Raw genomic sequence first — 12,902 nt, forward strand, 5'->3', positions numbered from 1 at the left:
TTCGAATCGCGCCGCGAACGACCTCGCCGATTTTCAAGCATGGTTAGAGAAGACATGCGGCTAGTGGAGATCATGGTGCAGACCGAACCTGCACAGGAGCGGATTCTGTCCTTGCTCGACGACGAGCAACTCGATTACACCGTGACAGATTCGGCGGACAAGGCTGGCTCTTCGGCCATCGTCACGCTGCCGCTCCCGACTCACACCGTCGAAACCGTCCAATCGCAACTGGACGAACTCGACGTGAACCACGACGCGTACACCGTCGTCGTCAACACCGAAGCCGTGGTCTCAGACGAGTCCGTGGACTCGTGGCCAGAAAACGACGAAGAGACGATTACCCGGCGGCGTATCGCACGCGACGAACTCCACTCGAAAGCGGCGAACTTGCTCCCCGAACGGGTGACCTACCTGCTGATGACCGCGCTGAGTGCAGTGGTCGCCACTGCTGGCGTCTTGCTGGGGTCGATGCCGGTGATGGTCGGGTCGATGGTCATCGCCCCGTTGCTTGGCCCGTCGATGGCGACCAGCGCGGCGACGGTCATCTCCGACAACGAACTGTTCGTTCGGAGCGCGAAGTATCAGGCGCTCGGAAGCGTTGTCGGACTCGTCAGTGCGTTGGGCTTCGCGCTCCTCGCGAAGACGATAGCCGTCCCGTCCGCCGAGATGGACCTCCAGACCAGTCTCCAACTGAGCCATCACACGTCGCCGACGTTCCTGCTCGTGTCCGTCGCACTCTGTGCGGGCATCGCAGGAGCGATTAGCCTCTCGACCAGCGGGATGACCTCGCTCGTCGGCGTGATGATAGCCGCGGCGGTCATGCCACCTATCGGCGTCGTCGGCGTCGGCATCGCGTGGTTTCGCCCGACGGTCGTCCTCGGCTCTGGGGCGGTGGTTCTGGTGAACATGTTCTCCATCAACCTCGCGGCCATCGTCGGCCTGTGGTACTTCGGCTACCATCCCGAAGACTGGACGACCTTACGGGAGACGCGGAGTCGCATCCTCAAACGAATCCTCGTCCTCGCTGCACTCGTCGGCGCGTTGGCGCTGTTCCTCTCGAACGTAGAACACAGTCTGCCGGTGCTTCATCTCCCATGACCACGGAACGCTCAGACACGACCGACGCTGACGGTATCGGCTCCGAAACAGATTCGGGCGACGCACGAACCGAGTCGTTCGTCCGAGTCCTGGTGTACGCGCTGGGCGTCCTCGCGAAGTTCGTCTCGCTCGTTGCGTCCATCGCGGCGGTCACGATACGACTCGTCCTCGCAGTCGTCACGAACGACGACAACCAGCGGCGCGCGCGCCGTTGGTTCCTCCTCGAAGGCAACCGCTGGATAATCATCGGTGCGCTCGTCGTGCTGATATTCGTCGGCTCGGTGACGCTCGGCTTGAGCAACGTCATCGGTGTCCGCGAGAGCAGTTTCGTGACGACGATGTTCTCGACCATCATCGCGGGCCTGTTCTCGTTCGTCCCGCTGGTCATCGCAGTGAACCAGTTGACGATTTCGCGGCTGTTCGGCACGCCCGACAGACTTCGCCAACGAATCGACGGCGTCGAGGAGTTCCGCCGCAGCGTAGAGTCGCTCGCGACCGACACCGTCGTCAGTCCGACCGACCCCGCGGCGTTCCTCGCCATCGTCGCCGAGACGATGCGCGACCGGGCCGAGAAGTTGGACGAGACCAGCGACGTCGCCGACGAGGAAGTTCGCGCGGAACTGACGCAACTGGTCGAGGCAGTCACCGAGCAGAGCGAACAGATAGAAGCCGTGGTCGTTGGCGACCCCGAGTTGTTCGTCGCCCTACTCCCGACGATAGACGACGACTACTCGGGACAAGCGACTCGCATTCGAAGACTCCTCACTGTCTACGGCGACGACCTCTCCGTCGAGTCCATCGAGTTGCTCGAAGAAATGCGGGAGACGTACCTCTCGGTGGACGTCGCGCGCCAGTACTTCAAGGTCATCTACCTCCAGCAGGAGTTGGCGACGCTCTCGCGCCTGCTGGCTTACAGCGGGACGACCGCGTTCCTGACCTCGACGCTGGTCATCATGATTTACGCGAGCGGCTACCCGCCAGCGGTCAGCGAGTTCGTGTTGCTGGTACTCGTGGCGCTCTCGCTGGGCGTCGCGTTCGCGCCACTCGCCATCCTCTTTGCGTTCGTCATCCGCATCGCAACCGTCGTCAAGCGAACGTCCGCGCCCGGCGCGTTCACGCCGAAGGGCGAGCGCCCTGCGCACGCGAGGTGACCCATGACGAACGACGACCACTCCCGAACCACCCGTCGCAGGTTCCTCGAACTCGGTGCAGGAGCCGCGAACGTCGCACTCGCGGGCTGTTTCGGCGGCGATGAATCGTCGCCGCCGACCGGCGAGACCACCAACCTCCCGAACCTCGACGAGGACGACGACCGCTGGCACGTCGCCGATTCGCCGACCCAGATGACGCTCTACGACGCGGTGCGGACCCGTGCCGGACCCTACGCGGTCGGCGAGGGCGGCCGCGTCCTCGGGCGACTCGACGGCGAGTGGCAGGTCGAACTGGAGAGTGGCCCCCGGGGCGAACACAACGGACTCCACGGCGCGGACGCCACCGCGAACGGTCGCCACCTCTGGTTCTGCGGTGACAGCGGCGTCGTCGGGCGGTACGCGGTGGGCGACGGCGAACTGACGGACTTCTCGGCTCCGAAAGGTAAGACTTCGACGTGGGAGGACCTCGCCGTCGCCGGTCTCGCCGGACAGGAGTGGCTCTACCTCGTGAACGGCTCCGGCGAACTCCTGCGTGGCAAACACGACGGCGACGACGTGACGTGGGAGTCGGTCGTCAAACCGGGGTCGGGGTCGAGCGCGGCCGCAGTGGCCTTCGTCAATCGCGGCACGGGCTACGTCTGTGACACCTCAGGTAACGTCTTCCAGACCATCGACGCTGGCAGCGAGTGGCGACGCATCGGCATCGACCACGCAGGCGCGAACTTCCACGACGTGGCCGCCCAAGGCGCAGACGACGTGTCGGTCGCGGCCGATTCCGGCGGGATGTTCCAGTACAACGGCTTCACGTGGACGCGGCTCTCGGCGGGCGAGAACGCGATTCGTACCGTCGAGCGCAACAAGCACATCGGACTGGCCGCCGACTCGACAGGCGTCGTCTACGAACTCTCTCGCGGTGGCTGGCAGGCCGTCGGCGTCGGCGACGGTAACGGACTCCACGGGGTCGTTCTCGGGACCACCGACGTGCCGGACGTGGCCGTCGGCGCGAGTGGGACGATTCTCGAACATCCACGATGAGCGACCGCTACTGTGTAAGCAACTACAGTAAGTTTCTGGTTTTTATGTGTTGAAATCATATCTCTATACGAACCCGGCCCGGCCGACGCCCCCTTCGGGGCGGATGACGCTCGGCTTTCCAGCCGGGACTCTGGCACTCGTTTTCGACCTGTACCGGCTTCGACCACTACCACTCGCTCGAACGCGGGGCGTTCGAGCGACGAGTTGCGCAATCGGCACACCCAGACAGACATGATAGGAACACTATTCGACGGTCTCGGTCTCGCGGCCGAGATGGCGTGGGAGACGTGGTGGGCGCTCGTCCTCGGGTTTACCATCACGGGCGCGGTCGAACAGTTCGTCAGCGACGAGCAGATGACGAGCTATCTCGGCGACGACGGCTGGCGAGAGGTCGGTCTCGGGACGCTGTTCGGGGCGGTCTCCTCCAGTTGTTCGTTCTCGGCCGTCGCCACCGCGAAAGCACTGTTCAAGAAAGGAGCCTCGGGCGTCGCCGCGCTCGCGGCGTTCATGTTCGCCGCGACGGACCTCGTGGCCGAACTCGGACTCGTGATGTGGATTCTGCTCGGGTGGGAGTTCGTCCTCGCGGACTTCGTTGGGGGCGTCGTCGCCGTCGTCGTCATGGCGTACGTCTACCGCGAGTACGTGCCCGACGAGTGGTTCGAGACCGCCCGCGAACACGCGCTCGCGCTCGACGAAGTGACCTGCCCGGCCTGCGAGATGGCGGCCGACCCCGAGGACGAGGAGACCGTCAAGAGCGAAGTCGGCGGCACCACCGAGTACTTCTGCTGTGGCGGCTGTCTCCGGGCGTATCGGAATCGAACAGACACCGACGCGGACGACGCCGAAGCGTCGTCCGTGAGCGCGAACGGCGACTGGGCAGACGACCTCACGTCGCTCTCCGGATGGAAGAAAGCCGCGACCAACAGCGTCCGCGAGTGGGACATGCTCTGGGACGACATCGCCATCGGCTTCCTGCTCGCCGGTCTCATCGCCGCGTTCGTCCCGCGAGCGTGGTGGACCTCGCTGTTCGGCTTCGGCGCGCAGGGCAGCCTGACGTGGGTCTTCGCCGGCGCGATTTTGGGGGTCGTCGTGGGTGTCGTCACGTTCATCTGCTCGGTCGGTAACGTCCCGTTCGCGCTCGTGCTGTGGACGAACGGGATTCCCTTCGGCGCGGTGTTGTCGTTCATCTACGCCGACCTCATCATCCCGCCAATCGTGAACGCCTACCGGCGCTACTACGGCAAGCGAATGGCCGCGGTCATCTTCGCCGTGACGGCGTTCGGCGCTGTCGTCGCTGGTGTGTTCGTCCACTTCGCGTTCGACCTGACTGGATTGATTCCCGCCCAAGGCACTACAGGCGGCACCGCGCCACACGGCTACACGCTCGTCCTCAACCTGCTGTTCACGCCGATTTTCCTCGCGCAAGTCGTCGCGACCTACGGCCACGAGGATCTCGGCGAGTGGCTGGTCGCCTTGCCGGGCGTCGTCGGCCCGTATCTCTACGGACTGGAGAAGGCGTCTGGTCACCTCGCTACAGCAGGCCGCGCGCTCACTCACGGCGCGAAAGAACTCGGGGAGGCCCTGTGGCGAGCAAGCCAACTCACCGCGAAACTGCTCCGTGCGCTCGCCAGAGCCGTGAGCGCAATCGGTGCGGCAGTCGCGACGGCCGTGGTACAACTGCTCGAAGCCTACCGGGATTTCCGCGACGCATGAGCCTCGAAGAGTCTCGCGGCCTCGTTGGCTTTCGAGACGTGCTGGAACGCGAACCCGGGTTGTTCACGCTCGCAGTCCTCACGCTCGGCGTCAACCTCTCCGTCGGCGTCCTCGCGCGCTACGTCCCGGCGTATCTCCGGGCGTTCGGTGTCGGACCGATTCTCGTCGGCGTCGTCTGGAGCGGTTGGTTGCTCGCGCGGGCCGCACTCCCGTACGTCGGCCACGAGGCGCTCGCCGACCTACACCCGCGCGCCCTGCTCGCTGGCTTCGGCACGCTGGCGATGCTCGGCCTGTTCGTCTGGCTCGCGGCCCCGCACGCCGAGTCGTTCGATCCGTGGCTCTGGGTTCTCGCGGGCGGGGTCGTCTTGGAGACGTGGCGCTCGCACGGCCCCGGCGTCACCTTCACCGTCGAAGGTCGGAACCTCTCGACCGACCGTTTCGCTCGGAGCCTTGCGACGACACGGACGTTCCGCCGCGTCGGCGTTCTGTTAGGCCTCAGTCTGCTCGTCGTGCTGTTCGCCATGGTGGGCGAGTTCAGGCCGGGGTTCCAACTCGTCGTCGCAGTCGTCGCATGCGTCGGCGCGGCCGCCACGGTCGGACGCATCGTTCTCGGCGAGACGGACCTCGAAGTGCCCCTCCGGTCGCCGCCGAGTAGCGAGCGAGTTCGCTCGGACTTGACGGAGTTGGCGACACAACGTCGGTCGCTGTTGCTCGGCGATACGCTGTTCCGGTTCGCACGCGGCATGTTCTACCCGTTCCTGATTCTCGTCGTCGCAGACAGAGCAGTGCCGGCACAGGTCGCAGGCTTCTCGCTGTCGCCGATCGCCATCTTCACCGTCGCACTCGTCGCCGAGACGCTACTCGCGCTCGTCGCCTCGATGCCCGCGACTAGACTCGCAGACGAACTCGGCTCCCTGCCGGTCGCAATCGGTGGGGTACTCGTCGTCGCGTTCGTCCCGCTGGGTCTGGCCAGTGTGCCGCCGACTCTCCTCGGTATCTCGGTACTGTTCGCGTGTTTCGGTCTCGGCGTGGCGACTCGCCCGGTTCGTCGTTCGCTGGTCGCTCGCGCGACCCGCGAAGTCGGTAGAGACGCGGCGGAGTTGTACCGCCTCGTTCGCCGCCTGCTCGTCGTGCCGAGCGCCATCGTCGGCGGACTGCTGTACGCGAACTCGCCGACGATGGCGCTCGGGCTGGCGACGTCGGTTGCACTGCTCGGTTGCTGGGAACTCCTGCGGCATTCGACCCAATGACTCACGCGCACAAACCTGCCGGACCCACGCGGTGGCTCACGACGCTCGACCACCGCGACATCGGCCTGCTGTACGTCGCTTTCGGCCTTCTCGCGGGGTTCCTCGGCGGGTTCGACGCGCTGATGCTCAGGACCGACCTGCTCACGTCGCACGCCGACTTCTGGGGCCAGCGCACCTACGACGCGCTCTTTACGACCCACGGACTCACCATGCTGTTCCTGTTCGCGGGGCCGGTCATCTTCGGCGTGGGTAACTACGTCGTCCCCCTGCTTGTCGGGGCGGACGACATGGCGTTTCCGCGCGTGAACGCCGTCGCCTTCTGGATGCTCCCACCCGCCGCGATGCTCCTCCGCGCGGGCATCGTGACGGACGTTCTCGGCTTCGAGTCGATTCGGCCGCCCGCAGTCGGGTGGACGCTGTACACCCCGATGACCGCCGAGATGCCGAACCCGGAAGTCGATTTGCTGTTGCTCGGCCTGCACCTTTCAGGGGTCAGCACCATCATGAGCGGAATCAACTTCGTCGTGACCATCGTCGAAGAACGCGACGACGAACGAGTCCCGTGGGCGGACCTCGACATCTTCTCGTGGACGATGCTGACCACGGGCGGACTGGTCGTCTTCGCGTTCCCGATGCTCGGCAGTGCCCTGCTCATGCTGCTGCTCGACCGAAACGTCGGCACGACGTTCTTCACGGTCGAAGGCGGCGGACCACTGCTCTGGCAACACCTGTTCTGGTTCTTCGGACACCCCGAGGTGTACATCCTCGTCCTACCGCCGATGGGGCTGGTGAGCCTGATTCTGCCGCGATTTTCGGGCCGGAAACTGTTCGGCAAGACCGCCGTGGTCTACTCGACGCTCGGCATCGGCGTCCTCGCGTTCGGTGTCTGGGCACACCACATGTTCGTTGCGGGTCTCGACCCCAGAATTCAGGCGAGTTTCATGGCCGTGACGCTCGCCATCGCGGTGCCGAGCGCCGTCAAGACGTTTAACTGGATTGCGACGATGTGGAACGGCAGAGTGCGACTCACCGCGCCGATGCTGTTCTGCGTGGGAGCCATCGCAAACTTTGTCGTCGGTGGCGTCACGGGCGTCTTTCTGGCGGCGATTCCCGTCGATGTACTGCTCCACGACACCTACTACGTGGTCGGACACTTCCACTTCATGCTCGTCGGCATGAGCGTCTACGGCCTGTTCGCGGGCGTCTACTACTGGTTCCCGCTGGTGACCGGCCGGATGTACGACGAGGGACTCGCGAAGTTGCACTTCTGGCTGACGCAAGTTGGCCTGCTGGTCGCCTTTTTCGTCATGCTGTTGCTCGGGATGGACGGTCTTCCACGGAGAATGGCGACGTATCCCTCACAGTTCGTGCCGCTCCAGCAGGTGGCGACGATTGGTGCGTACCTCATCGGACTCGCGCAGGTCTTCTGGGTCGGCAACGTCGTCTGGGGCCTGCTCGTCGGTCCCGAAGCAGCGACGGACCCGTGGGAGTTGGAGCGCGACGGACTGCTCACGACCGAATGGGAGGAAGAACGATGATTCGTCGTCTACAAACCGGGATTCCACCGCCACCAGGACCTCCCGGCCCCTCGACCCGCTGACCGCTCGCACGACGACCGACCAACGTACTCACTCACAATGCCATTTCCCGCAGAGTCGATACCAGACGGTGCCCTGTTCGCGCCACACCACTTCCTGTACGGGCTGTATCTGGTCCTGTTCAGATGCGCCCGGAAGTGGGACAATTACCCCAGGACGGAACCGCTCGTGGTCGCCGGAAGCGCCCTGTTCGCCCTGTTCGGTTGGGCGCACCTCTGGCGGTACTACCCAGTGGCGGGGGCGACAGTGTGCGTCGTCGGCACGCTCGGCACAGTCGTCGGCGGACTCGTCACGACCAAATACGGCCGCCGCTGGCAGTTGTTCGTCGTCTGGAGCGCGCTCGTCGCGCTGGACGACGCGATTTCCCACGCCTTCGGCGTCTGGACGCCGCTCGACTGGCTCTGGAACTTCGCGTGGCGACTCGGCGACAGTGCGGCACTGCTCGCCTGAACCGCTCCTGCGGGCTACGTGAGGACGGCGCGCGATGTCGCGCACCGCTCTGCCCACAGTGAACTGCGTCTTCGATTCCCGATTTTACGACTCCCGACCATGACTGTGTACGAGACCACTATCCCCGGTGTCGGACGGAAGTACGAACTCGAAATCAGCGGCGACGAGCGACTCGCCGTCGTCGTCCACAACGACAGCAGACGCGACGTGTATCGGCGCTCGAAGCGCGGAGAAAACGAGAAGCTGTTCGGTCTCTCTGGCGCGGAAGCGCGCCGACTCGGGTCGATTCTGGAGGGCGCGTACTTCCAGCCAGTCGAACTCGACGCGCTGGACGTGCCGCTCGGCGACGCCATCATCGAGTGGTACGAACTGCCCGAAGACGCCACTCTCGTCGGCTCGTCGCTCGCCGAAGCAGACGTGTGGGGCGAGACCGGCGCGACCGTCATCGCGGTTCAGCGCGGGTCGGAGACGCATCCGAGTCCGAACCCGGAGTTCGACCTGCGCGCTGGCGACGTGCTAGTCGCGGTCGGCTCTCGGGAAGAACAAGCGGCGCTGAGCGAACTCGTCCGGGGCGAGTAGCGTGTCACTTCCAATCAGCGTCGTCCTCGGCGTCGTGTTGTTCGCGCTGGCACTGGCGGGCGCGCTCGCCGACAAACTCGGCCAGCCGGTTATCCCCGCGTACATCCTCGCCGGAATCGTCCTCGGGCCGAGCGCGCCGTCGCTCGTTCCCGGCGTCGTCGTGACGAGCGAGGGATTCGTCCACGCGTTCGCGGAACTGGGACTCGTCGCACTACTCTTCTTCCTCGGGGTCCACGTCGAACTCGACCGATTGCTATCGAACTACCGACTCATCCTCGTGAACGGCCTGCTCGACTTCGTCGTCAACGTGGCTGTCGGCGTCGGCATCGGTCTGCTATTTGGCTTCGGTCTCGTCGAGACGCTGTTCGTCGCGGGGATGGTGTACATCTCCTCCAGCGCAATCGTCGGCAAGACACTGGTCGAGCGCGGGTGGGTCCTCGAAGCCGAGAGCGAGGCCATCTTCGGGACGCTCATCTTCGAAGACCTGGTCATCGCGCTCTACATCGCAGTCCTCTCGACGGTCGTCGTCCACGACGGCTCCGTGGTCGGCGCGCTCGCCTCTGTGTCGAAAGGTATCGCGTTCCTCGCCGTCGTCGCGCTCGTCGGTTGGTACGGTTCGAGCTACGTCGAGCGACTGCTCGACACCGCGGACGACGAGCAGTTCCTCCTGCGCGTCCTCGCCGTCGCCACGCTCGTCGCCAGTGCCGCGACGTTCGTCGGCGTCAGCGTCGGCGTGACTGCCTTCTTCGTCGGCGCGACAGTCGGCCGTACCGACCTCGTCGAGCGCGTCGAGAAGCGACTGGACCCCGTTCGCGACCTCTTCGCCGCGGTGTTCTTCTTCTCCATCGGGTTGACGACGGAACTCTCCGCAGTGTTCGACGTGGCTGGACTGCTCGCGGTCGCAGTCGTCGCAACGACCGCCAGCAAGCTACTCAGCGGGACGCTCGGTGGCCACCTCTACGGACTCGACGCCCGCGGGTCGTTGCGGGTGGGCGTCGGCATGGTCGCGCGCGGCGAGTTCTCGCTGGTGCTGGCCGCGCTCGCTCGAACCGCCGGAACCGGGCGACTCGGCCGCATCGTTCCGGAGTTCGGCGTCGGCTACGTCCTCGTGATGAGCGTCTTCGGTACGCTGTTGCTCCGCCACGAAGGCCGACTCGCGGCCCTCAGCGGGGTCGCAGAACGGGGCACTGGTGTGGGCACGTTGACACGAGGCGAGCAATCGACCCGAACGCCGGAACCTAAACGACAGTGAGCCGACCTTTGCAGCGGTTGTGACGACCATACCGTCGAAAACAGTCCCGTAATTTTAGGCGGCCGCCTCGTTGAACACATTCCGAGGTGGTCATCGGTGAAAGAACAGTCACGGTTGAACGAATCGTCACTAGTGAACGAAGCATCGGTACTGAGTGAACGTCCCATGACAGCAACTGAATCCACCGACGTAGACTCCGAGCAGTGCATCGACCCCGAGACCGACCACAGGCCAGACGAGTCGGTCGAGGGAACCGAGAGCGACACCCAATCGACCCGAGTCAGGTTCTGGCTGACCAACGACCTGCTGGCGTTCGCGATGAACGTCTCGCTGGCCATCGTCGTCGTCGCTGGCGGCGCAGGATTCCTCGACCTCGCGGCAGTTCCACTGGAGATGCGGTTGACCTACCTCACCATCGCGGGAGGGTCGGCCGTCTGGACGTTCGGACAACCGGCGTTCGAGACGTGGCGAGAGAACGGGCGCGGCGGTGCCTGACCGCAGGTTCCGACCGCCACGCCCGGTAGACAGGCCGGAAGTCGGGTTCGACCCCCGCGCGTGGTCTCGGCGGCAGACGCCGCCGGTGTTTGAGATGGGTGTGAGAGAACAACCAATCGACGGCGCGGAATCGACTACTGAACAGCCAGCCTCGGCGCGCCCGCTTACAGAAATGACCGGGTTTCAGCGGAATCTGCTGCTCGCCATCGCGTCGCTCGAAGGCACGAACCCGAACGGCGTCGAGGTCAAGCGAACGTTGGAGCAACACTACGACGAAGAACTCAACGAAGGGCGACTCTACCAGAATCTCCGAGAGCTGCTGGCGAGTGGTGACGTCGAAAAGCTCCCGCTCGACGGGCGGACGAACGCGTACTATCTGACCGACAAAGGCCGCGAGCGACTGCTCGCACACAGACAGTGGGCCGACGACTGCTTGACCGAAGAGACGAGCGCAGACGAGTAAGCGGTGGCGGTACTGTTCGAACGATGGTACTCAAAGACATTTTTTCGACGATAGATCGGATGACAGACGGAAAACCCGACGACTCACAGACAGCCGGGGACAGTGCGACAGACGACGCCGAACCGACGAGCGACCCCGAAGCGACGAACGATCCCGAAGCGACCGAAGACGGTACGACGAGCGGTAGCGAGGCGAGTTCCAGCGAGGACCAAGCGGAGAGTGAAGTGCAGACAACGAGCGAGTGGTCGGCCGCGGAGTCGCCGACGACCAAGAGCCTATTCGGCGTCGTCCAGACCGCGAACGGACCGTACGCCGTCGGAACCGGCGGGAACGTCCTCACTCGGAACGACGGTGCGTGGCACTTCGCAATCCAGGATGGTCCGGCCACGCGCAAGAACACGCTGACCGACGTGGCCGTCACCGACGACGGGAAACGCATCTGGTTCGCCGGGTCCAGCGGCGCGCTCGGCGCGTACGACGTGACCGTCGGCAAGAAGTACGACTACTCCGCGCCCATGGAGAAGACGAGTACGTGGGAAGCCATCGCAGTCACCGGCAAGCGAGGCTCCGAAGAACTCCGAGTCGCCAACGGGTCGGGCGAGGTGCTGACCGTCACCACCGACGAAAACGGCTGTCCGCAGTGGGGCGAGGTCGTCAAGCCCGGCAGTGGTTCGACTGTTCCGGCACTGGACTACGGCGGCGGCAACTTCTACGCGGTAGACACCAGCGGCAACGCCTTCGTGGAGCGAGAGAAGGGTTGGAAAGACATCGGCGTCAGGAACGCGCAGGTGAACTTCTTCGACGTGTACGCGACCGAGAAGACGGTTCTCATCGCGGGCGGCGGCGGGAGAATCTACCGCTACGACAGCGTCTGCAAGAACTGGACGCCCGTCAGCGCGGGAGAGGTCGCGCTCCACGCGATTGCGGGGACCGACGGCGCAGACGGCACCGTCACTACCGTCGGCGCAGGCGGGCACGTCTACGAGCGGGGCGGCAAGCGCGGGTGGGTCGAGAGCGAGACGCCCGTCGAAGACAACCTCAACTCCGTGACACTCGGCGAGACTGACGTCGCAGTCGGTGCGGGCGGCGTCATCGTCGAGCGATAACTGCGACAATTTTTCCGGACGCAACGCGGCTTTCCGGCGGTTTTCCGTACTACGTCGCTGTTTCGATACCTTCGTCAGTGTTGGCCACACTAGCCCAACATCTATGGTGTTGGCCCGAGTACGCCAACATACGATGACAGATTCCCTCTCCGAATCCAAATCTCAATCCGATTCCCCAACAGACACCGCCGAAGTACTCGACACGCTCACCGACCGCGGGGAGTTCGAGATAGACGTGAATCCGCCCGACGCAGAGATAGCTTCCGACGCGGTACGCGTTGAGACGCCCGCTGGCTGGCTCGCGTTCGAGATGCCAGTAATGGAGAACTACGGCGCGGAACACGACCGCCACGACCCGGACGCGGGCGTCTACGTCGATATGTGGTTCGTGGAAGGCTACACCGTCGTCCACGTCAGAACGAAAATGGACGGCGAATCCACCCACACCGTCGAGGTCCACGAACAGCGACCAGCGGAGCGCGCGATGGAGTTGAAAGCCCACGGAGTCCCCGAAAGACGCGCGGAAATCGTCGTCCTCCGCGAGCAGGGGCTGAGCTACAGCGAAATCGTCGAAGAGACGGGGACTCACGGACCGAACCACCGCGGCGACGTCTCGACGCACCTCCAGAAGTTCAACAGACAACTGGCCGACGCCCGCTGGCTCGCGGAGAACGCCTCGAAGGTGCGCGTGGGTCGGAGTGGGGGCACCTGA

Annotated in this window: 13 protein-coding genes; all 13 read left to right on the forward strand. The window is 64.7% G+C overall.

Annotated features, from left to right (window positions below; genetic code table 11):
- The first annotated feature begins 39 nt into the window (after window positions 1-39).
- The 13 genes from F7R90_RS09395 to F7R90_RS09455 all read left to right on the forward strand — a co-directional run bounded on the left by F7R90_RS09395 (window position 40) and on the right by F7R90_RS09455 (window position 12,902).
- On the forward strand, window positions 40-1,098 hold the full coding sequence (locus tag F7R90_RS09395) for a TIGR00341 family protein (RefSeq protein WP_192498270.1): 1,059 nt from the start codon (window positions 40-42) through the stop codon (window positions 1,096-1,098).
- A complete protein-coding gene (locus tag F7R90_RS09400) occupies window positions 1,095-2,249 on the forward strand; it encodes a hypothetical protein (RefSeq protein ID WP_158057197.1) in 1,155 nt (384 codons plus the stop codon). Before F7R90_RS09395 ends, F7R90_RS09400 begins: the two co-directional genes overlap by 4 nt.
- Window positions 2,250-2,252: 3 nt before the next feature.
- Window positions 2,253-3,284 carry an NHL repeat-containing protein gene (locus F7R90_RS09405; RefSeq protein WP_158057198.1) on the forward strand — a complete coding sequence of 344 codons (1,032 nt, stop codon included), beginning with the start codon at window positions 2,253-2,255 and terminating at the stop codon, window positions 3,282-3,284.
- Window positions 3,285-3,515: 231 nt separating this feature from the next.
- Window positions 3,516-4,997 carry a permease gene (locus F7R90_RS09410; protein ID WP_158057199.1) on the forward strand — a complete coding sequence of 494 codons (1,482 nt, stop codon included), beginning with the start codon at window positions 3,516-3,518 and terminating at the stop codon, window positions 4,995-4,997.
- Window positions 4,994-6,247 carry an MFS transporter gene (locus F7R90_RS09415; protein WP_158057200.1) on the forward strand — a complete coding sequence of 418 codons (1,254 nt, stop codon included), beginning with the start codon at window positions 4,994-4,996 and terminating at the stop codon, window positions 6,245-6,247. The genes F7R90_RS09410 and F7R90_RS09415 overlap by 4 nt, the downstream gene beginning before the upstream one ends.
- Window positions 6,244-7,785 carry a cbb3-type cytochrome c oxidase subunit I gene (locus tag F7R90_RS09420; RefSeq protein WP_158057201.1) on the forward strand — a complete coding sequence of 514 codons (1,542 nt, stop codon included), beginning with the start codon at window positions 6,244-6,246 and terminating at the stop codon, window positions 7,783-7,785. Before F7R90_RS09415 ends, F7R90_RS09420 begins: the two co-directional genes overlap by 4 nt.
- Window positions 7,786-7,884: 99 nt before the next feature.
- Window positions 7,885-8,295, forward strand: a complete 411-nt coding sequence (locus F7R90_RS09425) for a hypothetical protein (protein WP_158057202.1) — start codon at window positions 7,885-7,887, stop codon at window positions 8,293-8,295.
- A 99-nt stretch (window positions 8,296-8,394) separates the two neighbouring features.
- Entirely contained in the window at window positions 8,395-8,874 is a 480-nt protein-coding gene (locus F7R90_RS09430; protein WP_158057203.1) for a cation:proton antiporter regulatory subunit, read from the forward strand.
- Window position 8,875: 1 nt separating this feature from the next.
- The gene (locus tag F7R90_RS09435) at window positions 8,876-10,126 is read left to right on the forward strand and encodes a cation:proton antiporter (RefSeq protein WP_225741131.1); all 1,251 of its coding nucleotides are present in this window, start codon (window positions 8,876-8,878) and stop codon (window positions 10,124-10,126) included.
- Window positions 10,127-10,291: 165 nt separating this feature from the next.
- On the forward strand, window positions 10,292-10,621 hold the full coding sequence (locus F7R90_RS09440) for a hypothetical protein (protein WP_158057204.1): 330 nt from the start codon (window positions 10,292-10,294) through the stop codon (window positions 10,619-10,621).
- 94 nt (window positions 10,622-10,715) lie between these two features.
- The gene (locus tag F7R90_RS09445; protein WP_158057205.1) at window positions 10,716-11,084 is read left to right on the forward strand and encodes a helix-turn-helix transcriptional regulator; all 369 of its coding nucleotides are present in this window, start codon (window positions 10,716-10,718) and stop codon (window positions 11,082-11,084) included.
- Between the two features lie 59 nt (window positions 11,085-11,143).
- The gene (locus F7R90_RS09450) at window positions 11,144-12,190 is read left to right on the forward strand and encodes a hypothetical protein (RefSeq protein ID WP_225741133.1); all 1,047 of its coding nucleotides are present in this window, start codon (window positions 11,144-11,146) and stop codon (window positions 12,188-12,190) included.
- Window positions 12,191-12,323: 133 nt separating this feature from the next.
- Entirely contained in the window at window positions 12,324-12,902 is a 579-nt protein-coding gene (locus tag F7R90_RS09455; RefSeq protein WP_158057206.1) for a hypothetical protein, read from the forward strand.

The organism is Halorussus halophilus (genome assembly GCF_008831545.1).
In the GTDB taxonomy this organism is placed as follows: Archaea; Halobacteriota; Halobacteria; order Halobacteriales; family Haladaptataceae; genus Halorussus; species Halorussus halophilus.

Excerpts from the sequence above, each read along its gene's own strand:
- F7R90_RS09395 (WP_192498270.1), top strand. The coding sequence starts at position 40 with ATGGTTAGAGAAGACATGCGGCTAGTGGAGATCATGGTGCAGACCGAA.
- F7R90_RS09400 (WP_158057197.1), top strand. The coding sequence starts at position 1,095 with ATGACCACGGAACGCTCAGACACGACCGACGCTGACGGTATCGGCTCC.
- F7R90_RS09405 (WP_158057198.1), top strand. The coding sequence starts at position 2,253 with ATGACGAACGACGACCACTCCCGAACCACCCGTCGCAGGTTCCTCGAA.
- F7R90_RS09410 (WP_158057199.1), top strand. The coding sequence starts at position 3,516 with ATGATAGGAACACTATTCGACGGTCTCGGTCTCGCGGCCGAGATGGCG.
- F7R90_RS09415 (WP_158057200.1), top strand. The coding sequence starts at position 4,994 with ATGAGCCTCGAAGAGTCTCGCGGCCTCGTTGGCTTTCGAGACGTGCTG.
- F7R90_RS09420 (WP_158057201.1), top strand. The coding sequence starts at position 6,244 with ATGACTCACGCGCACAAACCTGCCGGACCCACGCGGTGGCTCACGACG.
- F7R90_RS09425 (WP_158057202.1), top strand. The coding sequence starts at position 7,885 with ATGCCATTTCCCGCAGAGTCGATACCAGACGGTGCCCTGTTCGCGCCA.
- F7R90_RS09430 (WP_158057203.1), top strand. The coding sequence starts at position 8,395 with ATGACTGTGTACGAGACCACTATCCCCGGTGTCGGACGGAAGTACGAA.
- F7R90_RS09440 (WP_158057204.1), top strand. The coding sequence starts at position 10,292 with ATGACAGCAACTGAATCCACCGACGTAGACTCCGAGCAGTGCATCGAC.
- F7R90_RS09445 (WP_158057205.1), top strand. The coding sequence starts at position 10,716 with ATGGGTGTGAGAGAACAACCAATCGACGGCGCGGAATCGACTACTGAA.
- F7R90_RS09450 (WP_225741133.1), top strand. The coding sequence starts at position 11,144 with ATGACAGACGGAAAACCCGACGACTCACAGACAGCCGGGGACAGTGCG.
- F7R90_RS09455 (WP_158057206.1), top strand. The coding sequence starts at position 12,324 with ATGACAGATTCCCTCTCCGAATCCAAATCTCAATCCGATTCCCCAACA.